This is a genomic window from Crocosphaera chwakensis CCY0110 (genome assembly GCF_000169335.1).
Taxonomy (GTDB): Bacteria; Cyanobacteriota; Cyanobacteriia; order Cyanobacteriales; family Microcystaceae; genus Crocosphaera; species Crocosphaera chwakensis.
Genome location: NZ_AAXW01000004.1, coordinates 115,641 through 141,045, shown reverse-complemented (window position 1 = coordinate 141,045; position 25,405 = coordinate 115,641). Strand labels below are relative to the sequence as shown.

Genomic DNA, 25,405 nt, shown 5'->3' with positions numbered 1-25,405 from the left:
CATTAGGCTCCTAATGCTTGTTTTTGCATATAATCTTTGTAGAAGTTGATGGCAACGTTATCGATGACATCGTAAGCTTCGTAAGGTTCTAAACCAGCTTTACGTAGTTCTTCTTGAGGACAATGGCCAATCTTAGAAGCGAGTACCCCTTTACAGTCGGAGATAGACTTAATAATGTTGTCGAGGGTTGCTTCTTCACCGTAGCCACTTTGACAGTAGTGATCCACTTTGCGGTGTGCTACAAAGGTAACGTCAGTGCCGTCCACTTCAAAGATTTGGAATTCTTTAGCATGGCCGAAATGTTGATTAACTAAGCGGTTGCCTTTGGTTGCCACTGCCACTAGTATTTTAGGTGCATTGGCTTTCTTGTTTTGTGCTTTTTGTTGCACTTTTGCTGCTTTAACTTCAGCATTAAATTTTTCGATGTTGGCGTGAACTTCTTGACGTTGGGCAACATCGTATTCAGGAGCCATTTCTAAGAATTTCTCTTTGGTAAATTCTTGAGAACGATCTTCTCCTAATAACCCGACAGCATCGGCACGACATTGACGACAGTGACGCATCATTTTCATGTTGCCAGAACACTTATCCTGTAAAGCTTTTAGCTCTTTAGGGGTAGGTCCTCTTTGTCCGATTAGCCCAAAGTGAGTCCCGTGTTCAGGAGCAGAGATTAAGGGCATAATATTGTGGAGGAATGCACCTTTAGAACGAATGACTTCGTTAACTTCTGCTAAATGGTCATCATTGATCCCTGGGATCATTACGGAGTTCACTTTGCAGAGAATATCTGCTTCTCTAAGGGCATCGAGGGATTCCATTTGTTTTTCATGGAGTATTTTAACCCCTTCTACGCCTTTGTAGCGTTTACGATTATATCGTACCCAAGGATAGATTTTTTCCCCAATTTCGGGGTCGATCATATTAATGGTTAGGGTAACGTGATCAATATTAAGTTCTTTGATGCGATCAACGTATTCGGGTAACATCAATCCGTTACTGGATAAGCAGAGTTTAATATCAGGGGCTTTATCTGCTACTAATTCAAAGGTGCGAAAGGTTTGCTTCGGGTTGGCTAAAGGATCACCAGGACCTGCAATACCTAATACGGTCATTTGGGGAATTTTTCCACCAATTACTAATGCTTTATGTGCTGCTTCTTCTGGGGTTAAAACTTCACTAACAACGCCTGGCCGACTTTCGTTGGCACAGTCGTATTTGCGGTTACAATAGTTGCATTGAATGTTACAAGCAGGGGCAACAGCGACGTGCATCCGTGCATAGTGATGATGAGCATCTTCACTGTAACAAGGGTGTTTGGCAATTCTTTCTTGAATCTTTGCATCTATGGTTTGTGTACTATCCCCACTTGAAGGGCAAGCACAATCTCCTTTTGCTTGGGGAATAAATGAGGTTCCCGGTGCAGTTGTCGGATTAGCCGTAGATGCGTCAGTATTAATGAGACCAGTAGATTGTAACATTGAATTCCGTAAGTTAGAGGGTGAGCTAAAGCCTGACTAAAAGAGGAATTGTCAGAGGCTTAGTAAGAGCAAAGGGTAAAACAATGAACTGTATGTCTTCGGCGTTATGTCATTTATACCACCCCCCTCCTTTTGGGTCAGGTTAGGATGAGTAGGTTGGGATTGATTGAATTACTTAAGCTGTACTCATAGACTCAAAACCTTTATGTTGCGAGGGTTTGAGTCTAACTAATTTTTTTTAGGGGTACGGGGTACGGGTATTTATTAGGGGAGGCTTCTGTATTTTTACGGGGGGACTCTGGCTTTTTTGTACTCAGGGTCTAAGTCTTATTACGTAAGGCTTTGGCTGTGTTCTGGGTTTGTTTTTCCTCCTTGAATTTTACACTCAGGATAGGAGTAAAGGGGGTAAGGAAGTTAAGAAGATATATGTACTTCTGCCTCCTGCCTCCTGCCTTTAAAAGAAACACCGAGTTAGCTTCCTCTTGCCTCCCCAGTGCTGTCACGGAATTCAATTCTGTATCCAATGTAACATTTTCTAGTTAATAGGTTTGCTATGAACTTTTGCGTTCGAGTTTTTTAGGGATAACATAGCTCAATTGTAAAGCTGATGAGACTTGTAGCCCTTTTATAGTTTTTTAATTTTGAGTGGTCAGTCCTCTACGCTATGATAGGGGAAAAAAATGCTTCAAAGTCTTTCAGGATGGTAATTCCGACTGAGTACATAAATACAAAACCCTCACCCTAAAAATACTCTATCCCCCATCAAAAAATACTTGTCCCCCGACCCAAAAAAAAGTTTTAAAAGCTCTGAAAGGTTGAATCTATCTAACTTTGATTGATCCACTTAAACCATTAATAAACTTGATCAATTTGACTCACCGTCTTTCGACGTGGGTAAGATAGGGGACTTGGTATAAGCATAACAACTAAGTCTATGCGCAAGCACGGAATTTAATGTTTGGATCACTCCCTGTCAGAGAGCGTCGTGGAAGTCCGTCAGAAAGCTCTATTTCTGAACCGCGCACTTCTCAGACTAACCTATTAAGTTTTTTGCGGAAAGATTTTCAAATCATTTTTGAAAGAGATCCCGCAGCCCGTAATTGGTTAGAAGTGGTGTGTTGCTATCCAGGTTTACACGCTTTGGCGATCCATCGTCTTTCCCATGAATTATGGCATCGCAATTTGCCCTTTTTTCCCCGTTTTTTATCCCATGTTGCCCGTTTTCTTACGGGAATCGAAATTCATCCAGGGGCTACCCTTGGTCAAGGAGTTTTTATCGATCATGGTATGGGTATTGTGATTGGGGAAACGGCAATTATTGGTGATTATTGCCTCATTTACCAAAATGTCACTCTAGGAGGGACAGGTAAAGAAAGTGGTAAACGCCATCCTACCCTCGGTGATTCGGTCATTGTAGGGGCTGGGGCAAAAGTATTAGGCAACATCGAAATTGGCAATCATGTCCGTATAGGAGCCGGATCAATCGTTTTAGGCGATGTTCCCCATGATTGCACTGTGGTAGGCGTTCCTGGTCGTATTATCTCCCGTAGTGGTCGGGGTTGCCCCTTAGAACATGGCAAATTACCCGATGTTGAGGGCCAAGTCATTCGGACATTATTAGACCGAATTGAAGAATTGGAACAAAAGATACAAAAACTACCTTGACCTTTACTTTACAATTATGATGCAACCTTACCACCCTGATGCTTTAATCAGTCAAGTTGAGAAAGTTTCTCGTTGCGATCGTTGGAGTGTTTACCAACGTCTTCAAGAATTAACAATTCCCTGCTGGTGTCCTGAAGATGGCTCATTGTGGGTAGAAATAGAACATGGGCTTCATGCTATTTTACTTCGTAGTGCTATCTATGGGGCGATCGCTCCTCGTCAAGAGTTGGTAGACTGGCTAGAGCGATGTTGGGATACCGTTGATTCTGAGTCTATTAAGTCTTATCAAAATAGGCAATAGCAGTGAAACCCCGCGCTATCGTAGGCGCACCGGGTAGCTCACCAAGAAAGACAAGAGGTAAAAGGCAATAGTAGGACTGTTATGCTTTGCCTTATCTCTTAATCTAAACGACTTGTACCATCTGGGAAAACTGAGTAATCAATTATCGTTATCTGGGGTTTTGCCCTCAATTAAGGTTAATTATTATTATTCCGTAAAGTTTGCTTTTTTATTCCTCTTGAGCCTCTTTATAGTTTTCTCAGTAATAAATTCTCTTTAGTGCCATCGCACGAAACACTGTTGATAACGAAACTTGTCAGTGCTGTCATGGAAAACAATTCAATTTCTACAGAATTCAGTCAATTTTTACAACAAGAAATGGCCTTATCACGGGACGATCTCGCGGTTGTTATCAATAACCAAAGACAGCCTGGCGATCCCATCCCGATGCTCTTATGGCAATATGGCTTAATCTCGGTAACCCAATTACAAAGAATTTGGGATTGGTTAGATGCTCAAATTTATTTCCAGTTTCCCTAATTATTGGTTAATTTGAGGAGTTTAAGCCATGAATCATGTCCATATTAATGATACAACCCTACGAGATGGAGAACAAGCAGCCGGCATTGTGTTTACTGCCATCGAAAAAATTGCGATCGCGGTGTTAATGGATGCCATCGGTATTCCTGAGTTGGAAGTCGGTATTCCTGCTATGGGAGGCTCAGAAGCCGAAGCCATCACCGCCATTGTCCACAAAGGATTAAAAACCGCTCTATTAGGCTGGAATCGTGCGGTACGTTCGGATATTGAAGCCTCCATTGCCTGTGGCTTAACCAGGGTTCATGTCTCAGTTCCTGTATCAGATATACAAATTAAGGCAAAATTTAAAGGAAAAACTAATCTTGTTTGGGATCGGTTACGAGATAGTATTAATTTTGCGCTAGATAACGATTTATTTGTTTCTGTGGGGGCTGAAGACGCTTCACGGGCTGATGAGTCCTTTTTAGTGGAAGTGGCTCAATTTGCCGAAAGTTTAGGGGCTTCTCGGTTCCGTTTCTGCGATACGGTAGGCATTCTTCACCCTTTAACCACGGCTCAAAAGGTGGGAAAATTGGTAAAGTCTATCAAGATCCCCATCGAAATGCACACCCATAATGATTTTGGCTTAGCCACAGCCAATGCTTTAGCCGGGTTGCAAGCCGGGGCGGTTTCGGTGAATACCACTGTTAATGGGTTGGGAGAAAGGGCAGGTAATGCAGCCTTAGAAGAGATGATCATGGCTCTAAAACGACTCTATCAGGTTGATTTAGGGATGGATACTTCTCGTCTGCGAGAATTATCTCAAATGGTAGTTAAGGCTTCTGGTATCCCCCTTCCGCCTTGGAAAGCGATCGTCGGGGACAATGTATTTGCTCATGAATCTGGTATTCATGCTCATGGTGTTTTACAGAACCCCCAAACCTATGAACCCTTTTCTCCGGATGAGGTGGGTTGGAAACGTCGTTTAGTGGTAGGTAAACATTCGGGACGACATTTATTGACCAATTTATTGAGTCAACATGGTATTAGCTTAAACCATGAAGAGTCCCAAGTGGTGTTAGACTCGGTGCGTCATTTATCGGTACAGATGAAACGAAGTCTGACAGTTGAGGAGTTGCTTGATGTTGTAACTAATAGGAGTATGTCTCATGGGATTGTATAATCCAGGTGAAATTGAACTCAATGATCCCCCTGCTTTTGAAATGGAGGCAAAGGTTCGTCTTCGGAGAATGATTCGCAATGATGGGACGTTTCCTGGTAAAGAAGTTGGCGAAACTTTAGCGAAAAAAGGTGATGTGGGCTATGTTGTCGGCATTGGAACCTATCTGCAAAGTTATTACATCTACGCAGTTCATTTTCTCGAAAAGGGTTACGTTGTCGGTTGTCGTCGCAAGGAATTAATTCCAGCAGACGATACATTTATCGATGATACCGATGACGAGGATATTGAAGAATTGATCGAAGAACCTTCTCTACAAGAGTCTCAGGTTTAATTTGAGGAGTTCCTCACTCCCTTCCGACACTATCGCACAGGAGTCAGGAGTTTAAGAGAACAACTATTCCTTATCCTCTATTTCTTATTCCCTCTCAACTATCAACTAATTTAGGAGTTACGCCATGAAAGTGATCTTAAGCAGAGAAGATGCAGGAAATTTATCCGTTTACGTTCCTAAGAAAGATTTAGAGGAAGCAGTGGTGAATGAAACCATTGAAGGAGACGGCAAAATTTTAACCTTAGCGAATGGTTGGGAATTACAATTTCCTAACCTTAATGACGATACCAAGTTACCCCAAACCTTGGACGCAAAACGTCTCTAGTCTTCCTCCAATTTTTCGGGCTTAATCGGTAACATTAGAAATAAGGATAACCAGAAAAATGAGTTCTCTGAACTTCTGACTTCTATTAAGCCCTTTTCTTCAAGTTTTTTCCTACTATTTTTCTTACTTATTGAGAAGGTTTATAGTTTGAGTACAGGTTAAGTCATATCCCTAAACCTGACAGGAACTTTATTGTCATTTTAGTTGATAAAATATCTCATCAATAAAAAAAAATGGTAATCGAATCAGCGAACAGTGAACAGTGAACAGTGAACGATAACTGGTAACTGGTAACTGATAATTCCCCTATCATTTCAGGAAAGTTGTCATGAGTTCAGTTAATCCTAGTCAAACAATTCCCTTTCAACTACAAGGCAAATTTGTCGGCTTTGTTTATAAATCTAATGGTCAATCAAAAGCTTTAATTTTAGCAGTTGGAGAGCGACAATTAAAGATTAAAATTGATAAAAGTTTGCGAGATACTCAAGCTTTGAATATATTACCTGAGGAGTGGATTTCTATTGCAGGAGAACAGGAATTTAAGGGTAATTTTACTAAGTTAAAATTAAAAGCTTATGAGATTACTCGTCTTACTTGTAATGTGAAATGTGATGAAGAAAAAGCTAATGATGCAACAGTAAATCCTCAAGGAAAAACTTGTCCTAAAAAGGGTAAGATTTTACTCTGTGGTAAATCTGATTGTGCAAAAAGAGGTGGCCGCAAATTACATCAACTCCTTGAGCAAACCCTCTGTAATTTAGGGCTTCAAGATCATGTTACGATTGAAAAAACCAGTTGCCAAAAACGCTGTGGAAAAGCTCCTAATTTAATTTTAATGCCAGGAAAAGCTAAACACAGTAAAGCTGATCCCAAAAACATTGCAGAATTGCTCGAAGAACACTATATTACTTCCTTAAATAAATAATGGCTAACGTTACGTTTTACGAAAAACCAGGGTGTAAAAATAACACCAAACAGAAAAACTTGCTAATAGCAGCAGGTCACACTTTAGAGGCAAAAAGTCTCTTGACTGAATCGTGGACAGCCGAAAAATTACGCCCGTTTTTTGGCGACTTATCAGTTAGTTTATGGTTCAACAAAAGCGCACCCAGAATCAAGTCTGGTGAGGTACTTCCTGATAATTTAAGCGAGGAAAAAGCCTTAGAGTTAATGATTGCTGATCCTTTATTAATTCGTCGTCCTTTAATTCAAGTTGAGGCGGTTTATCGGGTAGGTTTTGATCCTGAAATTATTGATGCTTGGATCGGTTTAAATCCAGAAAATCCAGTTACTGAGGACTTAGAAACTTGTCCTCGTAGTCATGAGCAGAAACCCTGTGCAACGGTTCAATAAATAATGGGTAGGGTGGGCAACACTAAGATTTATTCTTAACTATTTGAGAATGATTAGACACTTTGCCTACCTGATCATTTAATCAAAATATATCCCTAAGCTCTCAAAAAGAGGGCATTCTGTCTTTGATTATGAAGTAGCCGTTACTTCTACAGGGAAACCCTATAAAAATAACGACTAGACTTACTGTAATGAGGTGAGGGTTCATGACACTTAAACCCCCATTTTTCTAGGCTAAAGCGACTTTTGCTTGAGGCCAACGATTAACGGTTTTACCGATGATGGATAACTCTTGCATCACACGGTCAAATTTATCAGGGGTCAAAGACTGAGGCCCGTCGGATAAAGCTTTGGCCGGGTTGGGATGAACTTCAATCATTAATGAATCGGTTCCAGCAGCGATCGCAGCAGCGGCCATAGCAGGAACATAATCAGATTTTCCAGTGCCATGACTGGGGTCAATCATGATAGGTAAGTGCGTTAAAGACCGTAATACAGGTAAGACAGATAAATCTAAAGTATTACGAGTGTATTTACCATCAAAGGTACGGATGCCTCTTTCGCAGAGAATGACACGGGGATTTCCTGCGGCCAAAACGTATTCAGCAGCCATTAACCATTCGTCTATGGTGGCTGACATTCCTCGCTTCAGTAACACGGGTTTATCTTGCGCGCCTACTTTTTTGAGGAGAGAAAAGTTTTGCATATTTCTAGCACCAACTTGGATCACATCGGCCACTTCTCCGATTTTGTCTAAGTCAGCAGCATCCATTACTTCTGTAATAATACCTAAGCCACTGGCTTCTCTGGCAGCAGCGAGTAATTCTAAGGCACTTTCTCCGTGGCCTTGGAAAGCATAAGGGGAGGTTCGGGGTTTATAGGCCCCACCGCGCAAAAATTTCGCTCCGGCTGCTTTAACCCGTTTTGCGGTTTCAACAATCATGGCTTCATTTTCCACTGAACAAGGCCCTGCTACCACCGCAACGGGATGATTTTTCCCCACAGTAACAGGTCCATCTGGCGTATCAATAATCACTTCGCTGTATTCTCCGTGACGGTATTCCAAACTTGCCCGTTTAAAGGGTTGTTCGACCCGTAGTACAGTCTCGATCCAGGGACTAATTTCTTGTATTTGTAAGGGATCTAGGGAAGCGGTTTCCCCTACCAGGCCGATAACGACTTTGTGTTTACCGACGATTTTCTCAGGACTTAAGCCCCAGTCTGTAAATTCTTGGCTAATGCGTTCAATTTCATCAGCCGGTGATCCAACTTTCATCACAATGATCATAATTTATTTTCCTCTAGGGTCAATGATAGGGGTTTATTTGGATTTTGTTCTCTTTGTTTCCCTGTAGTTAACTTTTGAGTAAATTAAAGAACCCATAGGTATATTCACCTTATGGGTCACTGCTAATAATATAATGATAATTGATTTTAGCTTCGTTCATTAACTAATTCTTTAACAACCTGTTATGGGTCATCAGTTACCAGTGATCAGTTATTAATTATTCGGTTACTGTTCGCCGTTCACCTCTTGCGGCTCACTCTCCACTATTTTTGTAGTAATTTCATGACGATAAGTAAACATATCTTGTAAACGAAAATCAACCCACCAACCAATTAAAATTTCTACAATTCTACCCCCAGGAATTTCGTATTTAATTTCGTCAGTGAGTTCTGTTTTTCCATTTTTGGGTGTAAATTGATGGCGATGTTCCCAAGATTTCAAGGGGCCAATTTCTTGAATGTCGACAAATAAATAGGGCTGATTACATTCAGTATGACGGGCTAACCAGCGAATGGGAATAAACCCTAACATTAGTTGAAATTCTGTGATTGCACCGATATCTAACCCTCCTTCTCGTTTAATAACTTTCACAGGTTGCCACGGCGGGGTTAATTTATCTAAAATGTCAGGACGTTCATGAAATTCCCAAACTTTTTCTATGGGGGCATCAATTAGGCTTGTTTTTTTAAAGGTTAACATTTTTGAGTTAGAAGTATCTACAACTTAGTTTAAACCTGAATTTAAAAAGTTATATAGTGCATCAATTCTGATATGATTGTAGCATTTAATCTCAATCTTTTTTGTAAATCAACTAAATTTTTATAATTTCCTTTTGTTGAGCGATCGCTGATTATTTCTTTTTTTATCTGTTCTGAAATACCATAAATTTCTTCTAATTCTTTTAAGTTTGCTGTATTTATATTTATTTTTTTCGGGGTTACTAAACTTTCGGGATCGTAATAAGAAAAGGTTAAAATTGGGTTGAAGGGTTTGAGACGAGATAAGGGGATATTTAAAGCTGCTGCCATATCTTCAATTGATAATATTTCTACCCCTGTTTGCATTAATTCTACTAAATTTCTAGCTTGATGAATTGAGATTCCAGGTAATCTTAATAAGTCATCAATAGTGGCCTGAGTTACATCAATTTTGATCCCTAATTCTTCTGCGATCGCAATTTCTTCTAATGATTGAAAGCGGTAATAAGGATCATTTTCTATTTGTTGACGCAGTTTTCTTTTTCGGAGATTTAATTGTTTAGAAAAGGAAGAAAAGACCATTTTTTTGAAGTCAGAAATTGTAAAATTTTATTATTTTAATATAGCTTTTTCAAAACTAAAAAAATACACTTGGATTTATAACTGTTCCCTGTTCCCTGAATTTAATTAATTTTATCCAAAAGATTACGGCGTTTTTGTTCAAATTCATAGTCAGAAACTAACCCTTCTTCTCGTAGTTTATCTAATTCTCGTAACCCTTGAGAAATCACATTCACTTGTAAGGGTTCTATTTGTTTACGATACACTGTATGAGGGTCACTTTCTATGTTGTTAAATTGAGCATTAAATTGTTCTTCTCCCTGTACAAAATACCATACTGCGTCAATAGCACAAGCAATACTTGGTATTGGTGTATTCCATAATAGTAGATATATCACCCCCCATACAGGTTGGCCTAAGTAAAATTTATGCACACCAGCGATCGGCCAAGGTACAATAGTAGAGAGTAAAGCGAGAATGATACCTACTTTACGACTTTTTGGGTGACTCAGTAGCTTTTCCAATTGTTGCATTGGGGTTAAGCATAAGGGTTGACAAAATCATTCTACTGAAAAAGACGGTTTTAAGCAGAGAAGAGTTCCCCAGGGTTCTGGGTTAAACTTATCTAAGATACGGTAAACCGTAGTTTGAAATCTGTTTCAACTGCTTTACAATTAAAAGTGTTTGTTTTATAGTCAATTGTAATTATTAACATAGGGAATATAATCATGGGATTTTTTGATTCAGATGTCGTTCAAGAAGAAGCCAAAAAATTATTTGAAGATTATCAATCTTTGATACAACTAGGAGGCGAATACGGTAAATTTGATCGTGAAGGTAAAAAGATTTTTATCGATCAAATGGAATCACTCATGGAACGTTATAAAATTTTCATGAAACGCTTTGAGTTATCAGAAGATTTTATGGCACAAATGACGGTTCAACAGTTAAAAACTCAGTTGGGACAGTTTGGGATGACTCCTCAACAAATGTTTGATCAAATGAATATGACTTTAGAAAGGATGAAGTCGGAAATTGAAAGTTAATTTTAATTTTTAGTAAGATAAAACATCATTTAAAAGACAAAATAGAAAGATGATAAGAGTAGGTTAGGTTGAGAAAGTAAACCCAAAAACTACCCGTCATAACATACAAAAATGGTGGGTGACCACGGATTATTATATTTTTGCCATAATCTAATAATAGCTTTCTAACCCACCCTATTGATTAAAAACCCTAGAAAACTATGTATGATTTTGCTGTTATCGGTGGAGGTATTGTCGGACTTTCAACAGCGATGATGTTAGGAAAAAAGTTTCCTGCTGCGTCGTTAGTTGTCATTGAAAAAGAAAGTCAAGTGGCCTATCATCAAACGGGTCATAATAGTGGTGTAATACATTCAGGCATCTATTATAAACCCGGCAGTTTTAAGGCGAAGTTTACCCGCGCCGGTAGTCAGTCAATGGTGGAATTTTGTCAACAGCATAACTTACCTCATGAGGTCTGTGGTAAGGTGATTGTTGCCACGAAAGATAAGGAGTTACCTTTATTAGATAATTTGTATAAGCGGGGTTTAGAGAATGGTTTGAAAGTTAAAAAAATATCCCCCGAAGCAGTAAAAGAAAAAGAACCCTATGTTAGTTGTTTAGCAGGAATCTATGTTCCGACTTCTGGCATCGCTGACTATAAAAAAGTCTGTAAAAAATATGCCGAAATTATTGAACAACAAGGGGGAGAAATTAAACTCAATACTAAAGTTTTGCAGATTAAAAATGAAGGGAATTATAAGCTATTAGAAACCAGTCAAGGAGACATTAAAGCTAAACTGATTATAAATTGTGGGGGGTTATATAGCGATCGCCTGGCCCAGTTGGATGGAGTGAACCCCCAGGCGAAAATTGTCCCTTTTCGCGGTGAATATTATCAATTAACCCCCGAAAAACGATATTTAGTCAAAAGTCTCATTTATCCCGTTCCTAACCCAGAATTTCCCTTTTTGGGGGTGCATTTTACCAAAATGATCGATGGAAGTATTCACGCAGGGCCCAATGCGGTATTAAGTTTGAAGCGAGAAGGGTATAAAAAAACAGATTTTGATCTCAAAGAGTTTGCTGAAGTGATGGCCTATCCTGGGTTTTGGAAACTGGCAGCGAAACACGCAGATGAAGGGATAAAAGAAATAGTGCGATCGTTTAGTAAAGCTGCTTTTGTTAAGAGTTTACAGCAATTAATCCCAGAGGTGACGGATAACGATATACTCCCTTGTGAGGCAGGGGTACGGGCCCAAGCGTTAAGGATGGATGGTAAGTTAGTGGAAGATTTCTTAATTATCCAAGATGAACACGCTTTGCACGTTTGTAATGCACCTTCGCCGGCTGCGACTGCATCCTTAGAAATTGGTAAGTATATCGTAGCGCAAATTCCGGAAAGAAATTAAACTGTCATTGCGAGGGGTAAAATAAACAGTTACGATACAGCCAAATCAGTACAATAGGATCTCTGTTCTCAAACAAAGTAACTGCTCACTTCACAGTGATACTAGATCCGCTTTAGATAGTATAGTATTAACTTTTGGAGCAGGGAGCAGGGAGTGGGGAGAAAAAACGTTACTCTACTAAAATAAGCGGATTTGGTATGATATTTGTTTCCCAATATTTTTCTTAAGAGTTAACAATTAAATAGCTTTTCCAGGTAGATTTTTGATGAGACGTTTTATTGTCTTTACTTAAAAGTCGCCAGGTTTTTCCCTCTGCTTGTCGTTGAAGATAAACTTCAAACTTATTGTTATTTTGTTTGACTTCTTGACTGGGGAGAATTAACTTTAAATTATAGGTTCCTGTAAGATGATAACTTGGGAGGTTGCTAATAGTAACAGGGTCTATTTTCTTGACATTGATATTACTAATATATAACTGAGGTTTCTGAGTATTTAACTGTTGACTTAAGGGATTTAAACGTTGACTCAGTTGGAGAGTAATCGCTTGCTTGACAATATTACCATCAGGAGCAAATTCTAAAGGAACTGTCTTACTTTGACAAGCAGTCAAAAGTAAAGAAAAAAAGATAACTAATAATCCCTTAATTAAGTCTTGTTTCCGAAAGGATACAAATGAATAAAGATTTGGTATCATAAACATCAGAATTAATAACGATTGTTTAGTTTATCAAGAAACGAAACCCATGAGTAATTTTCGTCTTGAACCCTTTTTATGGATTCATTTAGCCGGTTTAGCCGTCGCTCCTTTATTATTAGTTATTATGTGGGTAGGATTAGCCGTGAGTGATCCTTGGCCATTTTATTGGCTAGAATTAGTAATGCTTGGAGTAATTGGAGTGGTTCCTATTCTCTGGATGCAATGGACAAAACCATTTGACTTTTTTAGCCTTCTTTTCTTGGCCGTAAGACCCAGTAGTTTAACAGAAGAACAAAGAAAACTATTGCGTCTTTTAACAACCAGAAAAAACAAATTTTTTCATAGCATAACAGCTATAGGATTACTGGGAATAGGTTGGTTACTCTATCAATTAGCACCCTTCGCAGCCGTGACCGCATCCATATTACCACAATGGCGTATTTTAGGATTAGCGATCGCAGCGATCGCCTTTTTTTTGTGTAACCTATTTGTACAAGTTCCTGTGAGTGTTTTGGGAATATTATCCACCTCAGAAAAAACATGGTTAGCAACCGAACCGATTCCCTTAGATAAAGTTACCAGTAATTTTACTGTTTTAGGGTTACGAGTGAATAAAATCTTTTTAATTCCTGTCTTTCCCCCATCATCAAATGTGAATGAAAAAACTTCATAATTTCTTCAGAATGGTGTAATACATATCAGCAGGGATAAAATTATCTGAGTTATGCTAGAAACAGTGATGTTAATAAGATAGAAAAAAACTGATGACAAACTCAACCATGACAGCAAACCATCAAGCAGAAACAGAAGTTTGGGAAACTTTGCAACAAGCGATCGCTGAGTGTTCAGGGTTTCAACAATGGCAAGCACAACAACAAGAAGAGGCTGATATTGAATCCCTTGATGAACAAGTACGCTCCTATCTCAGAGAAACCTTAGAAACCCTAGCCTATTAATCCTGTGAGGGAGGGCTTTTGCCCTCAAGTATTTTTTTAATTAATAATAATCAATAATTTTATCATTAATAACAATTAATTATTAATCATAGCAATAGAAAAAGATTCATGAGATATTTTGTTTGTCTTTTGCCTTTGACTCAGATGTAATTCTCACAACAGACGACTAATTCCTAATTATTGCCATATTTAATCTAGTTTTTCTCTTCAAAAATGCTTTACATATTAAAGGAAAAAGGGATTGGAAGGGGTCACAATCTTTTTCCAATACACTTATTATTGCCTGTTACCTCTTGCCTCTTGCCTTGAAAAAACCAAACAACCCCATTTCCCCAATGACCCAGAAGTGGTAATGTATAGGGTGGCAAAAATAACATAAACATCTCGACTTCGCTCGATGTTAACCCTGAGCTTCGACAGGCTCAGTTTCCGCGTAGCCAAAGGGTTCAACATTATCGCTCAGCCAAATTAATAAGTTAATCCCCAAACATCAAAGATAAGCATGGTAGCTACACAACAAGAAACAAGCGTTGGTAAAATCACTCAAGTCATCGGTCCTGTGGTCGATGCTGAATTTCCCAGTGGTAAATTACCTCGTATTTATAACGCTCTCAAAGTAGAAGGTAAGAACTCTGCAGGAAACACCGTTTCCGTTACCTGTGAAGTACAACAATTACTCGGTGATAACCAAGTCCGCGCCGTTGCCATGAGTGGGACTGATGGTTTAGTCAGAGGCATGGAAATTGTTGATACAGGCGCACCTATCAGTGTTCCTGTAGGTAAAGCCACCCTAGGCCGTATTTTTAACGTATTAGGGGAACCGGTAGACGAAATGGGAGACGTGGGTAACGAAGAAACCTCCCCCATTCACCGTCCTGCCCCTAAACTAACGGAATTATCAACCAAACCCAAAGTCTTTGAAACTGGGATTAAGGTTATCGACCTTCTCACCCCATATCGTCAAGGTGGAAAAATCGGATTGTTTGGCGGAGCAGGTGTGGGCAAAACCGTTATTATGATGGAGTTAATTAACAACATCGCTATCCAACACGGGGGAGTATCCGTGTTCGCTGGAGTAGGGGAACGTACCCGCGAAGGAAATGACCTCTACAACGAAATGATCGAATCTAAGGTAATTAACCCCGATAACCTCTCAGAATCGAAAATTGCCCTAGTGTACGGACAAATGAACGAACCCCCCGGAGCTAGAATGCGAGTGGGTTTATCTGGTTTGACCATGGCGGAATACTTCCGTGATGTCAACAAGCAAGACGTATTATTATTTGTTGATAATATTTTCCGTTTTGTACAAGCCGGTTCTGAGGTATCTGCACTTTTAGGACGGATGCCTTCTGCGGTAGGATATCAGCCCACCCTAGGGACTGATGTAGGGGACTTACAAGAACGGATTACCTCTACAAAAGAAGGGTCTATCACCTCTATTCAAGCGGTTTATGTCCCTGCGGATGACTTAACAGACCCGGCTCCTGCTACTACCTTCGCCCACTTAGACGGAACCACTGTATTATCCCGTGCCTTAGCCTCTAAAGGGATTTATCCTGCGGTTGATCCCCTAGATTCGACTAGCACCATGTTACAGCCTAACATCGTTGGAGATGAACACTACGATACCGCTCGTGCTGTTCAATCTACCCTACAACGCTATAAGGAATTACAGGATATTATCGCTATTTTAGGGTTAGATGAATTATCAGAAGATGATCGTCGTACCGTAGATAGAGCGCGTAAAATTGAGCGTTTCTTATCTCAACCCTTCTTTGTAGCAGAAGTGTTTACTGGCGCACCGGGTAAATATGTATCTTTAGATGACACCATCAAAGGTTTCCAAATGATTCTCAGTGGTGAATTAGATGATCTTCCCGAACAAGCTTTTTACTTAGTGGGAGATATTAGCGAAGCTAAAGCTAAGGCCGAAAAACTCAAAGAAGGTTAAGTTTAATAACCTTTGTCTAACTCGTAGGGGTGTGCTATGGTTCGCCCCTATTCAGCACTAATCATTAGATAACCTATTACTGATATGCCATTAACCGTTCGTGTCATTACCCCTGATAAAACCGTTTGGGACGGCGATGTACAAGAAATCATTCTACCCAGTACCTCTGGACAACTGGGGATTTTAAGTGGTCACGCTCCCCTATTAACCGCTTTAGATACCGGTGTCATTCGTGTCCGTCCCGATAAAGACTGGAAGAGTATTGCTGTGATGGGAGGATTTGCTGAAGTTGAACAAGATGAGATTAAAGTCTTAGTTAACTCAGCCGAAGCCGGAGATAACATCGATAAAGATGCTGCTAAAGAAGAGTACAATGCTGCTCAGAGCCGTTTAGAAGAAGCGAATAAGGGTGGAGAACCTCGTGAACAAATGAAGGCATCTAATGCCTATAAACGAGCAAGGGCCCGTCTTCAAGCAGCCGGTGGAATGGTTTAAAAATATCTCAAACTTACTAATATCATTTTAGGGACAGATTGATTAATCTGTCCCTACTCAATTTCAAGAAGATATTTTTAAGAGAGTATTTGATTGAATAAGAAATTTCAGGACTTTACAAACTTTCTTTAGAAGACCAAATATTAGGTTGAAATTGTTCGTCTAAAGGAGTTTTAGCAATGTGATTAGTGTAATTGTGCATGACTTTGATTGCAATGCCTAAAATTACCTCTAGTACCTGTTGTTTACTATATCCTGCTGTCAAAAATGCTTCTATTTCACTGTCTTCTACCCAACCGCGAGCTTTTACCATTTGTTGAGTAAAGTGACGTAATGCTTGTAATTTAGCATCAGCTATGGGTGTTCCATTTCTTAAAGCTTTAATGTTTTCTGGAGACATTCCAATCGCTTTAGCTAATCCTGAATGGGCTGCCATACAGTAATCGCAAGAGTTTTCATAGTTTACTGTTAGATAAATTATTGATAGAATTATTATCAACTTTAATCGATTTCATGATGAGATAAAATCTCTTGTAATTGATTGTATCTTGTTGATCATGAGTATAATAACAAACTAAAAGGATTTTGAGCTAATGAGTTCTGATTCTCCACAGTCATCTGGTGTCATTCATCCCTCTCGAAAAGTTGTTTATATTGATGGCAAAAAGTATCCTCTTTCTGAACAAGTTATTAAAAATATTGAAACCATTATTGGATTTCAAGTCAAACAAGAAAAAAGGCTACCTATTCACGAGCGTGTTATAGAAAAGATTGCCGCTTTTTTGAGTAAATCTACATTCTTGTATTTGCAGTTATTTTTTTTTGTTATCTGGGCTTTGGGAACTTATTTGGCACCTCAACTATTACCTTTAGGTTTGCCCCCGTTGGATTTGCCTAATATGGGAATAGATATTGCAGCATTGCTTATAGCTACCGGCGTATTAGTACAACAAACTCGTCAAGATAAACTAGCTGAAGAGCGATCTCATTTAATTTTGCAAATTAATCTGCTGACAGAACAAAAAATCGCCAAATTAATCGATTTGATGGAAGAATTGCGAAGTGATTTACCTACAATTCGCCAACGTTATGATTGGGAAGCCCAAATGATGAAAGAAGCCACTGATCCTCAAGCTGTTTTAGACATCTTGCAAGAAAACTTAGAGCAGTCGCTCATAAAGCCTGAAAAAAATTTAGCAAACTCTGATGAATAACTTTCCCTTTTTTTATCGATTGCTTCTTATTTTATCTTCGTTAGCTTTGATTAAAGGTCCTTTTGCCGATGAATACAAATTTGCCCACGAAGTAAAGGTTGCCGATGAAACAGGGGAACATAAGCTTAATTTTTCAGGGGGACTATTAGAAGTAGCTAATTTTTAGATTTTAACTTGCGCCACTTTCAGACTGACCATAAGCTTGCCAAGCTAAATCTAATAACCCATTAAGAATAGCCACCGCAACCACGGCACTTCCTTTACGTCCATTAACCGTTATCTGGGGAATCTGAGCATCGTGTAACCGTTCTTTAGCTACATCTGCCCCAATAAACCCCGCAGGAGTTCCAATCACTAAAGCAGGTTTAATTTCTTCTTCTTCAACTAACTCCACTAAAGCGGTTAAAGCCGTTTGGGATTCCCCAATGACAAAAATGGCTTCAGGATAGCGTTTTGCTAAGGTTTCGATGCCCCAAGCTGTCGTTGTTTTCCCTTTCTGGGGACGGGTAATGGTTTGGGTACTACAATAAACTGGATTGGCAAAAGTATCCTGAAGATTTGGCACAATACCCACTTGCACCATTGGTACATCAACAACAATGGTACTACGGGCTGCTAAAGCAGCAGCCCCAGATTGTAAAGCTCTCTCAGAAAAACGCAATAAAGAAAGATAGTCAAAGTCAGCAGTTTGATAAATAACTCGCCGTACAATTTCATACTCAGCAGGAGAGATAACCGTTTCGCCGATTTCCCTATCGATCATTGCTAAACTTTGAGCATCAGTAACGTGCCATTCCATAATTAGCACAAATAATAAAAGTTAAGTATTAGGATTAGAAGCAGGGGGTTGATTCAACAGAGGAGACAAATAAGCCACTAAAACCCCTAAGGCGAAGCCCATGACATTACGGAATAAGGGTAACCATTCAGAGGTTCTCGTTACCACTGGACCGATGCCAAAGGCAATAAAGAGGATACCCCATAAGGGCGAAATGATAAGAACCCATTGCCAAGCAAACACTTGATCCGATTTGCGAGGAGTTCCTGCAAATCCAAAGACTAAACCACCAACAATAGAAGTAATCAAGGTGAGAATCCATTGTTCTCTGGGTAAACCTGGCACAACGCCACAACCACCTTTAACTAAACACCCTTTAACTGTATCAAGAGCATTCATAATGGAGGTATTCTCCCCGTTTTCTCGCACATAATACATATTACCAAAACGAGCTTGTAATTCGATCCAGAAAGTTCTGGGTAATAACTCATAAACGTCGTCTCCAATACTAAAAGAGAGAATATTACCCCCACGGGAATCAGCAACTAAGAGGATACTTTTATCATCTAAACCCCAAAAATTAATCACCGCACGACCCGGAGAGCGATCGTATTGGGTTAAAACACGAATTCTCCATCCTGTATCGAATTCAAAGTTTTCTATCTCTTGAATTAAGGATTCTTCTTGTATATCGGGAAGAAAATTGGCTAAATCTACCACAGGCGTAACTTTATCAGGTAACAATTCAGGATTATTAACCGCTAAAGCTGGTGAAGGAGAAAATACAAAAATGGTAATGCTGAGAAAACAAGCTAGCAAGGAACTGAAAAAAGATTTGAAACCACGTTGTTGCATAGTATTTTGCTATTTAACCGATTGTCAACACTTAAATAAATATTAATCAATTTTATATTTCTTTACACTTTTTTACACATAGATTAAAATTTATTCTTGTCTTTGGTTTTCAAATCAGAACGATTCCAAGTTTTCCAAGCTACCTGAAACCCCTTAGTTAAGCGACGGGTTCCGATTTGTACCTTTTTGAGTTGGGTTTGAGTTATATTGAGGCTATTATCTACTTGCTTAACGATATCAGAAGCACTTTTGACTCCGCTATCGATGTCATCGGTTAACTCGGTAATTTCTAAGCCTGTGAGGCGAATAGAGTGTAACGTAGGCGGGAATTCTCTATGCAAGGTATCAAACAATTTTTCAGCACTACGAGCAGCCCTGGCTACCTCTTGTAAGACAGGGATCGCTACAATTAAAATTGCCGTTAGACTTAGGGCCATCAAAAACAGAGAACAACTAAGCCAAAATAAGGGATCGCTTACCATGTTTTTCCCTAATTCTTGGTAGAAGAGTTGGTTTGAGCGGTAATATCACGGGGAGATTCTGGAGGAGGGACTTCAATTTGGGTGGCTTCAATGCCGGCTGCGATCGCTTCTTTGAGTCGGCTTAAGGTTCCAGCCCAATTTTTCTGTGCTGAGTCCGAAAGGCGATCGGCTTGTAGTTGAACTGTAGTGGATAAGTCTTCGGCCATTTCTGGTAGAGCGTCGGCTGATTTTTTGATAATGCGTCGGGTTTCTCGTCCGGAACGGGGAGCTAACAATAATCCAGTTACTGTCCCTACCATACTACCCAGGACGATCCCTGCCATAAATAAACCACTGTTGTTATTTTTCGACATGATTTTGCCTCTTACTATTAATGATCATTTTAGGCAGAAATAGCTCCAGCATCACGGCTTCTTAGTTTTTTTTCCAATCCGTGCCACTCAATTTACTTTAACCTAAAATCTAAGGGTGATAGCGATCGCTCTTGGCTCCTTAATTTACTTCTATATATTTGAAATCAGCAGCGATTCCTTTTTCTGGATCTCGTAACTGAATATTTTGTTTAATTTCTAAATTAGAGCAAGGTAATTCAGCAGCCCAACATCGATTGGAAAAGTTTGCTGAATAGGTATATTCGATATTATTTATATTATCAGTTATTAATTTTGTTTCGGGTATTTTTTGAAAAAAGAATAAACGTTATCCAATGTTTTTTCTAGTAATAACTAGGAAAATTTTAGTCAAAAATATTAACAATAAATTTGCCGTGTAGTTAGATTTTTTTGAAGCTGTCTTAATCAAAAATTTATTATTTTTATTAAAGAGATTAACTCTTCTTTTAATTACGGGGAAAAGATAACAGTTTTCCTATTTTACGGGAATCATTAGAGTTACTCCATAATATTTCATAGGAAGCATTAAGATCCGTGAGATCGCATTGGACATCAAGACACAAAAGATAGTCATAAGCAGTGTAATTTTCCTTAAACTCAGGTAATGTTATTGGTTCAATTTCAACATTGGGATTAGTTAAATAAAAATGATATATCCAACTATCATCGGTCGCAATTAAGGCAACTTTAGATTGATTTGTAACTAAAGTTTTAAATTTTGTGATTCTGTCATCATTATAATAACCGTTAGCATAATATAATCGTTCTTGCCCAAAATTAGTTTTTGCCCAAATATTAGGTTTGAAAAATTCTGTAATCGAAAGTCCTCCTAAAGGCTTAGAAGAATTTAACACGCAAGAACTAATTAAGATAAAAATAGAAAGCAGAAGAAGACTTTTTTGAAAAACTGAATTTCTTTTTTGATTAATTATTAATGTTAAAAGAAAAGCGATACAAACACCTGAAGCAGTGAAAAACAGATTAAAGTAACGATTATTCCAAGGAGTCCAAAGAACTAAGTAACAGACGATAAGCATAAAGCTGATTAAACTAATACTTGTGGCTCTTAAAAAATTATTACCTTTAATCAGTGAAATAAAAAGAGAAGGCAAAACTAAGAAAAAGCCACTCATTCCATACCAGGAAAAATCTTCATGGGGAAATAAACGTATGGAAAACTTATATGGTCTATTGTTAACATATCCCATTTTTATATTCTCAAAAAAAGGTTCAAAAAGAAGCTTATATAAATTCTCTAGATGATCATCTAGATTAATATTTAATCTTCCTTTAGCAATATAGTCAAAAGGGAATAAATGAAAACTTTGGAAGAGGTATCTTACTAGATTGGCAAACATACCTTTCGTTTTACTGGGTTTAACAAAGTTATTTTTGGTTAACCCGGTGGCATCGTTTTGAGTCGCGACATTATGAAAGAATAACCAAAATTGAGACATAATTAAAGAGGGAAAAATCAAAATAACAAAATATGACCAATTGGTTCTAAGCAGATTTAAAATGTCTACAACCTTATATTTTTTCAAGATGAGATACAGCAAACACACTGAAAACGGCAGTAAAAATACTAAAAACGTGCTTTTCGCAGAAGCTCCAAATGAGGTTCCTAAAATCAGTAATGATAAATCTTGAATATTCAAGACTTGTAAAAAACGGTATGCCACTTGTAAACAAAATATTGCTGCTGCACCAGTAAAAATATCATTTTTAGTTGAAGTTGCCTGAAAACACAATTCAGGCATACCCATGATAATTATTGTGGTAATTAAACTAATATTAACAGAGGCGAAATTGCGAGACAGCGCGTAAGTTCCAAGTCCAATACTAACATAAGCTAAGAAGCTAAATAATCCGACTCCATAATCAGAATAAAATCTTAGAAAAGCATGAGTTAATATATCAGATCCCATGACAAACATTGCTTGACGAGGCGTAGTCACATTTTCTAAGAGCAAAGAATTTTCCTGCTGAAACAACAAAATCCTCGATAAATGATAAGTCATACTATCCCAATTACTTGGAGGAATAATAATAGCTAGAAAAAATAGATAAATCCAGCAAATAGCAATTATTGAACAAATTATTTTATGTTGAAAAAAGAAGTTTTTTAGAGTCAATATAATGAGTTCGATCTCAGCTTTTTTCTTGAAGGCTAATCTTAAAATAAGAATACAGAATAATGCTTCAACAGCAAAAGAAAGAGCAGGTATCTTTAATAAAAAACTAACTTGAAAAATCGTTGAAAATAAGATAAATGCCAAAATTATTCCCAATGATAATGCCTCAGAAACCCGGCGGGAAGAATTATAAACAAATAAACTACCCCCAAAACAAAACCAAAAAATTTCTAAAGTAACAACGACAAATGACATGGCTATACCTGATTTTTACGAATAATTAGAAAATTTTACAGATTTTACAGTTAGAACGCGCCATCATATCACATAATACTTGTCAAGAGATTTTAGACAAGTTTTTTACCGATCATCGTTACTCTAAGTTGTGGATAGCTTGAGGCAATTAAAAACGGTAAAAATGTACTATTTTGACATAGGGATCTATCTATAGACATATTGCTCAAATTAATTCTATCTGTTATCGTCGTGTAAACGATTATTAATATAGTTTGTGTGTTTACACTGAAACTAAAGATTAATAATAGTTGAATATTAAGGAAAATTCCCTAGAAGCCGAACTTAAGGAATAATTGTGAAAACAAGGTCATTGAATTCATCTTCGTTAACAAGGCAATTCAGGGAATCTGAATACTAAAATCACATCGCTATAAGCTATAATCCGATTCATCTAATGTGTCAAAACACAAATAACCCTAAAAGTTAAGGTTGATGCTAAATTTATCTTCCCCAAACTTACCTATTTCTATTATCATCCCTGTCTATAAGGGCGGACAGGCGTTTTATGACTGTTTAGCCAGTTTAAAAAACAGTCGATTATCCCCTGCTCAAGTGATTGTCGTTGTGGATGGAGATGATCCCCATTCCTATCAAATCGCTGAAGCATTCGGTGCTAAGGTACTACAGTTAAAAACCAATCAAGGTCCTGCTGTAGCCAGAAATCGAGGGGCTGAGATAGCAACTGGCGATATTCTCTTTTTTACAGATGCTGATGTTACTATTCATGAGGATACTCTCGAAAAGATTGCTCAAGTCTTTGAATCGAATCCTCGCGTAGCTGCCTTAATTGGGTCTTATGACGATCAACCAGGAGCATCTAATTTTCTATCCCAGTATAAAAATTTATTCCATCACTATAATCATCAAATTGGCTCAGAAGAAGCCTCAACGTTTTGGGGAGCTTGTGGAGCGATTAGACGGGATATATTCTCGAAAATGGGTGGATTTGACGAAAGTTATCGTCGTCCTTGTATTGAAGACATCGAACTTGGCTATCGCTTAAAAGCTGCAGGGTATCAGATTCGTCTTTGTAAAGATATATATGTCAAACATCTAAAACGGTGGACTCCTTACTCTTTACTTAGAGCAGACTTTTTTTATCGCGCCTTACCTTGGACAGAGTTAATTCATCGCGATCGCAATTTTGTTAACGATTTAAACTTGCAATGGTCGAGCCGTCTAAGCGTTATTTTTATCTACTTGTTGTTAATTGTGCTTCCGGCGAGCGTTTGGATACCTCCCCTACTGTTTCTCGTCGGTTTACTAATAATTGGGCTAATTGTGCTTAATTGGCCAGTTTATCAATTTTTTCTTAAAAAACGCGGTTTCATCTTTACTTTGGCAATACTTCCTTGGCATTGGTTTTACTACTTCTACAGTGGATTAGCCTTTGTTATCGGAACAGTTAAGCACAAATTGAAAAGAAATCGCTCAATTTTGCCAACCAAAGCATAGTTTCCTAAAAATACTCGAAAATTATCATTTTTTTGAACAACATCTCTCATTTATGAAAGTTACTAACACTAATCATTCTTACTCCCGCCATCAGCATAATTTTCCTTTAACCGTCGTTATTGGTGGAGGACCTGCTGGTTTAACCGCAGCTTATCAATTAGCTAAACACGGAATTAAATCAACTATCTTAGAAAAAGGCGATCGCGTTGGCGGTATTTCCCGTACCGAAACCTATAAAGATTATCGCTTTGATATTGGAGGACACCGCTTTTTTACCAAAGTCCCTCAAGTACAACATCTTTGGTATGAAGTTCTAAAAGACGATTTTATCAAAGTTCCCCGTCTATCTCGTATTTATTACAAAGGCAAATTTTTCAGTTATCCCTTAGAACCATTCAATGCGGTCAGTAATTTAGGAATTTTACACAGTTTATTAATTCTCTATAGCTATTTTAAAGTTAAAGTTAAACCCTTACCCGTTGAAGAAAACTTTGAACAATGGGTTACCAACCGCTTTGGAGAACGCTTATACAAAACCTTCTTTAAAAGTTACACCGAAAAAGTTTGGGGTATTCCCTGTACGCAAATTCGTGCAGATTGGGCAGCACAGCGAATTAAAGGATTATCTCTTAAAAAAGCAGTGATTAACGCCGTATTTGGTAGTAATGACACCAAAACTCTCATTAAAGAATTTGATTATCCCATTTTAGGTCCAGGGATGATGTGGGAACGGTTTCAAGAGAAATTAAATGCTCAAGGTTCTCCTGTTCATTTAAACACCGAAGTGATTAAAGTTGAACGGCAAGGTAAGCGTATTACCCGTATTATCGCTAAAAGAGGAGATGAAACCTTGACCCTTGAAGGGGATCAGTTTATCAATACCATGCCCGTCGCTGCATTAATGCACCGTTTAGACCCCTTACCCCCCGAAAATATCCTTAAAGCAGCCCGTAGTCTAAAATACCGTGATTTTCTCATTGTTCCTATTGTAGTCAATGAAAAAGACCTATTCCCTGATAACTGGATTTATATTCATAGTCCAGAATTCAAAGTTGGACGAATTCAGAACTTTAAGAACTGGAGTCCTGCTATGGTTCCTGATACCAATAAAACCTGCTTAGGAATGGAATATTTCTGTAGTCAAGGAGACAACTTATGGGAAATGGATAACAAAGATTTAATTAGATTAGCCAGTGAAGAAATTGTTAATCTTGGTTTAGTGGATGACATCTCTAAAGTAGAAGACGGTACCGTTATTCGCCAGAAAAAAGCTTATCCCGTTTACGACGGTGAGTATAAACAACATTTAGAGGTATTACAAGATTATGTGAGTACCTTTGAGAATTTGCAAACCGTTGGACGTAATGGAATGCACCGTTACAATAACCAAGATCATTCTATGTTATCGGCCCTTTTAGCTGCGGAGAATATCATGGGAGCAAATCATGATTTGTGGACAGTGAATACAGAGCGTTCTTATCATGAAGATTTTGTTACGGATGATAAGAAGAAAACTCCAGTTTCTCCTTCTATAAAAGCAAAATCCATCAACTCTAAAGTTGTTGTTTAATAAAAAT

General features: G+C 38.3%; 30 protein-coding genes. 18 read left to right on the top strand and 12 right to left on the bottom strand.

Features of this window, described 5'->3' with window-relative positions; all coding sequences use genetic code 11:
* Window positions 1-2 precede the first annotated feature (2 nt).
* Complete coding sequence (nifB, locus tag CY0110_RS04125; RefSeq protein ID WP_008274037.1) at window positions 3-1,478, bottom strand: nitrogenase cofactor biosynthesis protein NifB; 1,476 nt, start codon at window positions 1,476-1,478, stop codon at window positions 3-5.
* 954 nt (window positions 1,479-2,432) lie between these two features.
* Here nifB and cysE point away from each other — a divergent pair.
* From cysE to CY0110_RS04080, 8 genes are all read left to right on the top strand, one after another.
* The gene (cysE, locus tag CY0110_RS04115) at window positions 2,433-3,143 is read left to right on the top strand and encodes a serine O-acetyltransferase (protein WP_008274035.1); all 711 of its coding nucleotides are present in this window, start codon (window positions 2,433-2,435) and stop codon (window positions 3,141-3,143) included.
* A 16-nt stretch (window positions 3,144-3,159) separates the two neighbouring features.
* The gene (locus tag CY0110_RS04110) at window positions 3,160-3,444 is read left to right on the top strand and encodes an Asr1405/Asl0597 family protein (RefSeq protein WP_035798437.1); all 285 of its coding nucleotides are present in this window, start codon (window positions 3,160-3,162) and stop codon (window positions 3,442-3,444) included.
* Between the two features lie 306 nt (window positions 3,445-3,750).
* The gene (locus tag CY0110_RS04105; RefSeq protein WP_008274033.1) at window positions 3,751-3,963 is read left to right on the top strand and encodes a DUF2949 domain-containing protein; all 213 of its coding nucleotides are present in this window, start codon (window positions 3,751-3,753) and stop codon (window positions 3,961-3,963) included.
* Between the two features lie 28 nt (window positions 3,964-3,991).
* On the top strand, window positions 3,992-5,125 hold the full coding sequence (gene nifV / locus CY0110_RS04100; RefSeq protein WP_008274032.1) for a homocitrate synthase: 1,134 nt from the start codon (window positions 3,992-3,994) through the stop codon (window positions 5,123-5,125).
* Window positions 5,112-5,456 carry a nitrogen fixation protein NifZ gene (locus CY0110_RS04095; RefSeq protein ID WP_008274031.1) on the top strand — a complete coding sequence of 115 codons (345 nt, stop codon included), beginning with the start codon at window positions 5,112-5,114 and terminating at the stop codon, window positions 5,454-5,456. The genes nifV and CY0110_RS04095 overlap by 14 nt, the downstream gene beginning before the upstream one ends.
* A 124-nt stretch (window positions 5,457-5,580) precedes the next feature.
* Complete coding sequence (gene nifT / locus CY0110_RS04090; protein ID WP_008274029.1) at window positions 5,581-5,781, top strand: putative nitrogen fixation protein NifT; 201 nt, start codon at window positions 5,581-5,583, stop codon at window positions 5,779-5,781.
* 328 nt (window positions 5,782-6,109) lie between these two features.
* A complete protein-coding gene (locus CY0110_RS04085) occupies window positions 6,110-6,706 on the top strand; it encodes a (2Fe-2S) ferredoxin domain-containing protein (RefSeq protein ID WP_008274028.1) in 597 nt (198 codons plus the stop codon).
* Window positions 6,706-7,134, top strand: a complete 429-nt coding sequence (locus CY0110_RS04080) for an ArsC/Spx/MgsR family protein (RefSeq protein ID WP_008274027.1) — start codon at window positions 6,706-6,708, stop codon at window positions 7,132-7,134. Before CY0110_RS04085 ends, CY0110_RS04080 begins: the two co-directional genes overlap by 1 nt.
* Window positions 7,135-7,363: 229 nt before the next feature.
* Here the strand turns inward: CY0110_RS04080 and aroF are convergent, their stop codons facing one another.
* From aroF to CY0110_RS04060, 4 genes are all read right to left on the bottom strand, one after another.
* The gene (gene aroF / locus CY0110_RS04075; RefSeq protein WP_008274026.1) at window positions 7,364-8,422 is read right to left on the bottom strand and encodes a 3-deoxy-7-phosphoheptulonate synthase; all 1,059 of its coding nucleotides are present in this window, start codon (window positions 8,420-8,422) and stop codon (window positions 7,364-7,366) included.
* A 225-nt stretch (window positions 8,423-8,647) separates the two neighbouring features.
* Window positions 8,648-9,121, bottom strand: a complete 474-nt coding sequence (locus tag CY0110_RS04070) for an SRPBCC family protein (protein ID WP_008274025.1) — start codon at window positions 9,119-9,121, stop codon at window positions 8,648-8,650.
* Between the two features lie 41 nt (window positions 9,122-9,162).
* A complete protein-coding gene (locus CY0110_RS04065; protein WP_008274024.1) occupies window positions 9,163-9,702 on the bottom strand; it encodes a helix-hairpin-helix domain-containing protein in 540 nt (179 codons plus the stop codon).
* A gap of 101 nt (window positions 9,703-9,803) precedes the next feature.
* Complete coding sequence (locus CY0110_RS04060; RefSeq protein ID WP_008274023.1) at window positions 9,804-10,214, bottom strand: NINE protein; 411 nt, start codon at window positions 10,212-10,214, stop codon at window positions 9,804-9,806.
* Window positions 10,215-10,409: 195 nt separating this feature from the next.
* Between CY0110_RS04060 and CY0110_RS04055 the strand changes: the two genes are divergently transcribed.
* Window positions 10,410-10,727, top strand: a complete 318-nt coding sequence (locus CY0110_RS04055) for a DUF1825 family protein (protein WP_008274022.1) — start codon at window positions 10,410-10,412, stop codon at window positions 10,725-10,727.
* 200 nt (window positions 10,728-10,927) lie between these two features.
* Complete coding sequence (lhgO, locus tag CY0110_RS04050) at window positions 10,928-12,118, top strand: L-2-hydroxyglutarate oxidase (protein ID WP_008274021.1); 1,191 nt, start codon at window positions 10,928-10,930, stop codon at window positions 12,116-12,118.
* Window positions 12,119-12,341: 223 nt separating this feature from the next.
* Here the strand turns inward: lhgO and CY0110_RS04045 are convergent, their stop codons facing one another.
* On the bottom strand, window positions 12,342-12,818 hold the full coding sequence (locus CY0110_RS04045; RefSeq protein ID WP_408605568.1) for a hypothetical protein: 477 nt from the start codon (window positions 12,816-12,818) through the stop codon (window positions 12,342-12,344).
* A 43-nt stretch (window positions 12,819-12,861) separates the two neighbouring features.
* On the opposite strand from CY0110_RS04045, the gene CY0110_RS04040 reads away from it, so the two are divergent.
* The 4 genes from CY0110_RS04040 (at window position 12,862) to atpC (ending at window position 16,220) form a co-directional block, all read left to right on the top strand.
* On the top strand, window positions 12,862-13,488 hold the full coding sequence (locus CY0110_RS04040) for a low-complexity tail membrane protein (protein WP_008274019.1): 627 nt from the start codon (window positions 12,862-12,864) through the stop codon (window positions 13,486-13,488).
* A 91-nt stretch (window positions 13,489-13,579) separates the two neighbouring features.
* Window positions 13,580-13,771, top strand: coding sequence for a hypothetical protein (locus CY0110_RS04035; protein WP_008274018.1), 192 nt, complete (start codon window positions 13,580-13,582; stop codon window positions 13,769-13,771).
* A 502-nt stretch (window positions 13,772-14,273) separates the two neighbouring features.
* Complete coding sequence (gene atpD, locus CY0110_RS04030; RefSeq protein ID WP_008274017.1) at window positions 14,274-15,725, top strand: F0F1 ATP synthase subunit beta; 1,452 nt, start codon at window positions 14,274-14,276, stop codon at window positions 15,723-15,725.
* Window positions 15,726-15,809: 84 nt separating this feature from the next.
* Complete coding sequence (gene atpC, locus CY0110_RS04025; protein WP_008274016.1) at window positions 15,810-16,220, top strand: ATP synthase F1 subunit epsilon; 411 nt, start codon at window positions 15,810-15,812, stop codon at window positions 16,218-16,220.
* Window positions 16,221-16,335: 115 nt separating this feature from the next.
* On the opposite strand, the gene CY0110_RS04020 is transcribed toward atpC, so the two are convergent.
* Window positions 16,336-16,719 carry a carboxymuconolactone decarboxylase family protein gene (locus CY0110_RS04020; RefSeq protein WP_083794049.1) on the bottom strand — a complete coding sequence of 128 codons (384 nt, stop codon included), beginning with the start codon at window positions 16,717-16,719 and terminating at the stop codon, window positions 16,336-16,338.
* Between the two features lie 94 nt (window positions 16,720-16,813).
* On the opposite strand from CY0110_RS04020, the gene CY0110_RS04015 reads away from it, so the two are divergent.
* Both CY0110_RS04015 and CY0110_RS29810 read left to right on the top strand, forming a co-directional pair.
* Complete coding sequence (locus tag CY0110_RS04015; protein ID WP_008274014.1) at window positions 16,814-17,434, top strand: DUF1003 domain-containing protein; 621 nt, start codon at window positions 16,814-16,816, stop codon at window positions 17,432-17,434.
* On the top strand, window positions 17,427-17,600 hold the full coding sequence (locus CY0110_RS29810) for a hypothetical protein (protein ID WP_008274013.1): 174 nt from the start codon (window positions 17,427-17,429) through the stop codon (window positions 17,598-17,600). The genes CY0110_RS04015 and CY0110_RS29810 overlap by 8 nt, the downstream gene beginning before the upstream one ends.
* Window positions 17,601-17,603: 3 nt before the next feature.
* Here the strand turns inward: CY0110_RS29810 and CY0110_RS04010 are convergent, their stop codons facing one another.
* The 5 genes from CY0110_RS04010 to CY0110_RS03990 all read right to left on the bottom strand — a co-directional run bounded on the left by CY0110_RS04010 (window position 17,604) and on the right by CY0110_RS03990 (window position 22,331).
* Window positions 17,604-18,233: a precorrin-8X methylmutase gene (locus tag CY0110_RS04010; protein ID WP_008274012.1), complete on the bottom strand. Its 630-nt coding sequence runs from the start codon at window positions 18,231-18,233 to the stop codon at window positions 17,604-17,606.
* A 21-nt stretch (window positions 18,234-18,254) separates the two neighbouring features.
* Complete coding sequence (locus tag CY0110_RS04005) at window positions 18,255-19,067, bottom strand: TPM domain-containing protein (protein WP_008274011.1); 813 nt, start codon at window positions 19,065-19,067, stop codon at window positions 18,255-18,257.
* 83 nt (window positions 19,068-19,150) lie between these two features.
* Window positions 19,151-19,549 (bottom strand): hypothetical protein, encoded by a 399-nt coding sequence (locus CY0110_RS04000; protein ID WP_008274010.1) that lies wholly within the window; start codon window positions 19,547-19,549, stop codon window positions 19,151-19,153.
* An 8-nt stretch (window positions 19,550-19,557) separates the two neighbouring features.
* On the bottom strand, window positions 19,558-19,902 hold the full coding sequence (locus tag CY0110_RS03995) for a YtxH domain-containing protein (protein ID WP_008274009.1): 345 nt from the start codon (window positions 19,900-19,902) through the stop codon (window positions 19,558-19,560).
* Between the two features lie 485 nt (window positions 19,903-20,387).
* A complete protein-coding gene (locus CY0110_RS03990) occupies window positions 20,388-22,331 on the bottom strand; it encodes a hypothetical protein (RefSeq protein WP_008274008.1) in 1,944 nt (647 codons plus the stop codon).
* Window positions 22,332-22,805: 474 nt separating this feature from the next.
* Between CY0110_RS03990 and CY0110_RS03985 the strand changes: the two genes are divergently transcribed.
* The gene (locus CY0110_RS03985; protein WP_008274007.1) at window positions 22,806-23,828 is read left to right on the top strand and encodes a glycosyltransferase; all 1,023 of its coding nucleotides are present in this window, start codon (window positions 22,806-22,808) and stop codon (window positions 23,826-23,828) included.
* Window positions 23,829-23,880: 52 nt separating this feature from the next.
* Window positions 23,881-25,398 (top strand): NAD(P)/FAD-dependent oxidoreductase, encoded by a 1,518-nt coding sequence (locus tag CY0110_RS03980; RefSeq protein WP_008274006.1) that lies wholly within the window; start codon window positions 23,881-23,883, stop codon window positions 25,396-25,398.
* Window positions 25,399-25,405: the final 7 nt, after the last annotated feature.

Excerpts from the sequence above, each read along its gene's own strand:
- nifB (WP_008274037.1), bottom strand. The coding sequence starts at position 1,478 with ATGTTACAATCTACTGGTCTCATTAATACTGACGCATCTACGGCTAAT.
- cysE (WP_008274035.1), top strand. The coding sequence starts at position 2,433 with ATGTTTGGATCACTCCCTGTCAGAGAGCGTCGTGGAAGTCCGTCAGAA.
- CY0110_RS04110 (WP_035798437.1), top strand. The coding sequence starts at position 3,160 with ATGATGCAACCTTACCACCCTGATGCTTTAATCAGTCAAGTTGAGAAA.
- CY0110_RS04105 (WP_008274033.1), top strand. The coding sequence starts at position 3,751 with ATGGAAAACAATTCAATTTCTACAGAATTCAGTCAATTTTTACAACAA.
- nifV (WP_008274032.1), top strand. The coding sequence starts at position 3,992 with ATGAATCATGTCCATATTAATGATACAACCCTACGAGATGGAGAACAA.
- CY0110_RS04095 (WP_008274031.1), top strand. The coding sequence starts at position 5,112 with ATGGGATTGTATAATCCAGGTGAAATTGAACTCAATGATCCCCCTGCT.
- nifT (WP_008274029.1), top strand. The coding sequence starts at position 5,581 with ATGAAAGTGATCTTAAGCAGAGAAGATGCAGGAAATTTATCCGTTTAC.
- CY0110_RS04085 (WP_008274028.1), top strand. The coding sequence starts at position 6,110 with ATGAGTTCAGTTAATCCTAGTCAAACAATTCCCTTTCAACTACAAGGC.
- CY0110_RS04080 (WP_008274027.1), top strand. The coding sequence starts at position 6,706 with ATGGCTAACGTTACGTTTTACGAAAAACCAGGGTGTAAAAATAACACC.
- aroF (WP_008274026.1), bottom strand. The coding sequence starts at position 8,422 with ATGATCATTGTGATGAAAGTTGGATCACCGGCTGATGAAATTGAACGC.
- CY0110_RS04070 (WP_008274025.1), bottom strand. The coding sequence starts at position 9,121 with ATGTTAACCTTTAAAAAAACAAGCCTAATTGATGCCCCCATAGAAAAA.
- CY0110_RS04065 (WP_008274024.1), bottom strand. The coding sequence starts at position 9,702 with ATGGTCTTTTCTTCCTTTTCTAAACAATTAAATCTCCGAAAAAGAAAA.
- CY0110_RS04060 (WP_008274023.1), bottom strand. The coding sequence starts at position 10,214 with ATGCAACAATTGGAAAAGCTACTGAGTCACCCAAAAAGTCGTAAAGTA.
- CY0110_RS04055 (WP_008274022.1), top strand. The coding sequence starts at position 10,410 with ATGGGATTTTTTGATTCAGATGTCGTTCAAGAAGAAGCCAAAAAATTA.
- lhgO (WP_008274021.1), top strand. The coding sequence starts at position 10,928 with ATGTATGATTTTGCTGTTATCGGTGGAGGTATTGTCGGACTTTCAACA.
- CY0110_RS04045 (WP_408605568.1), bottom strand. The coding sequence starts at position 12,818 with ATGTTTATGATACCAAATCTTTATTCATTTGTATCCTTTCGGAAACAA.
- CY0110_RS04040 (WP_008274019.1), top strand. The coding sequence starts at position 12,862 with ATGAGTAATTTTCGTCTTGAACCCTTTTTATGGATTCATTTAGCCGGT.
- CY0110_RS04035 (WP_008274018.1), top strand. The coding sequence starts at position 13,580 with ATGACAAACTCAACCATGACAGCAAACCATCAAGCAGAAACAGAAGTT.
- atpD (WP_008274017.1), top strand. The coding sequence starts at position 14,274 with ATGGTAGCTACACAACAAGAAACAAGCGTTGGTAAAATCACTCAAGTC.
- atpC (WP_008274016.1), top strand. The coding sequence starts at position 15,810 with ATGCCATTAACCGTTCGTGTCATTACCCCTGATAAAACCGTTTGGGAC.
- CY0110_RS04015 (WP_008274014.1), top strand. The coding sequence starts at position 16,814 with ATGAGTTCTGATTCTCCACAGTCATCTGGTGTCATTCATCCCTCTCGA.
- CY0110_RS29810 (WP_008274013.1), top strand. The coding sequence starts at position 17,427 with ATGAATAACTTTCCCTTTTTTTATCGATTGCTTCTTATTTTATCTTCG.
- CY0110_RS04010 (WP_008274012.1), bottom strand. The coding sequence starts at position 18,233 with ATGGAATGGCACGTTACTGATGCTCAAAGTTTAGCAATGATCGATAGG.
- CY0110_RS04005 (WP_008274011.1), bottom strand. The coding sequence starts at position 19,067 with ATGCAACAACGTGGTTTCAAATCTTTTTTCAGTTCCTTGCTAGCTTGT.
- CY0110_RS04000 (WP_008274010.1), bottom strand. The coding sequence starts at position 19,549 with ATGGTAAGCGATCCCTTATTTTGGCTTAGTTGTTCTCTGTTTTTGATG.
- CY0110_RS03995 (WP_008274009.1), bottom strand. The coding sequence starts at position 19,902 with ATGTCGAAAAATAACAACAGTGGTTTATTTATGGCAGGGATCGTCCTG.
- CY0110_RS03990 (WP_008274008.1), bottom strand. The coding sequence starts at position 22,331 with ATGTCATTTGTCGTTGTTACTTTAGAAATTTTTTGGTTTTGTTTTGGG.
- CY0110_RS03985 (WP_008274007.1), top strand. The coding sequence starts at position 22,806 with ATGCTAAATTTATCTTCCCCAAACTTACCTATTTCTATTATCATCCCT.
- CY0110_RS03980 (WP_008274006.1), top strand. The coding sequence starts at position 23,881 with ATGAAAGTTACTAACACTAATCATTCTTACTCCCGCCATCAGCATAAT.